Below are 1,063 nucleotides of genomic sequence, written 5' to 3'. Positions count from 1 at the left end.
CGGGCGGCTGTCCAGGTGGCGTTGCCATACGGACCAGAGTCGCCGCCCGCGCGAGGCGACCGCGCGCCCGTGACGAACCCGAGACACGTTTCGTCACGGACCGCTACATTCCGCCCGGCCGCGCCCCCTGGACGCGACGATATGACGTGCTTTCAGCGCGGCGCTGTCCGGCAAAAAGATCCAAAAACAGTACGATTTACCGGTGACCGCCAAGATCGACATATTCCCGCCGCTGACGAATGGCGAACACTGGTGACCGCCGAGATCTCCGAGACGCGGGTCGCCGGGGCGAAGGCGCGGGCCGCGCGCCTCCTGCTGGCCTTCCGTCACGGCAACCAGCAGTCGTTCGACGCCGCCCTGCCCGAGGACATGGGGACCGATGAGGCCAAGGATCTCGTCTCCGCGCTCGCCTGGGTCGCCAACGAGTCCGTGCGCAAGGCGTACCAGCCGGACGTCGCCGACCGCGTGCTGCGCCACCTCGCCCGCCGCTCCCCCGACGAGCCGGGCTGGGCGCAGACCGACGAGGAGGCCGCGCCGGACGTGGCGACGCTGCTGGAGTCCGTCTGGCGCGGGGACGTCGAGGCGGTCCGCGAGCTGGTGCGCGCGACGCCCGACACCACGTACGTACTGGGCGGGCTGGTGCTCGCGGTCGCGATGCTGCTGCCCTCGGTGGCGGACGACGACGTGCGCGAGGTGCTCAGCGAGCTGCGCGCAGAAACGCCTCAAGACCCGCCAGATCATCCGTGTTGAGGTAGTCGACGCCGGCGGCGAGCAGTTCGCGCCAGACGGCCTCGCGGGCGGGTCCCGGCAGGTCGGGGGTGGCCCACCACCGTACGCGCTGCTCCGCCCGGTGCGCGGAACCGACGATCCGGCGCAGCTCGGCGCGTTCGTCCGGCGGCATCGGGCCGACGCCCTGCCAGCCGAAGTGGAGCGTCCAGTTGTCGCTGATGAGCGGGATCAGGGAGGCCGGGGCCGGGCCGCCGAGGTCGCCCAGGCGCCCGTCGTAGAAGGCGTGCCGTACGGCCTCGGCCTCCATGGGCTCCCGCGCGCCGCGGTCGCCGGA

General features: G+C 72.3%; 1 protein-coding gene and 1 pseudogene. One reads left to right on the top strand and one right to left on the bottom strand.

Annotated features, from left to right (window positions below; translation table 11 throughout):
- The first annotated feature begins 252 nt into the window (after window positions 1-252).
- Window positions 253-750 (top strand): hypothetical protein, encoded by a 498-nt coding sequence (locus ACFU99_RS44455; protein WP_384404602.1) that lies wholly within the window; start codon window positions 253-255, stop codon window positions 748-750.
- Here ACFU99_RS44455 and ACFU99_RS44450 read toward each other — a convergent pair.
- Window positions 698-1,063 (bottom strand): annotated as a pseudogene (locus ACFU99_RS44450) (hypothetical protein); the annotation flags it as partial. The gene ACFU99_RS44455 and the pseudogene ACFU99_RS44450 sit on opposite strands and share 53 nt — an antisense overlap.

The sequence above is a fragment of the Streptomyces sp. NPDC057654 genome, assembly GCF_042800135.1.
Classification (GTDB): domain Bacteria; phylum Actinomycetota; class Actinomycetes; order Streptomycetales; family Streptomycetaceae; genus Streptomyces.
Note: the sequence above shows the minus strand (reverse complement) of the source record. Positions and strands in the feature narration are given on the sequence as shown.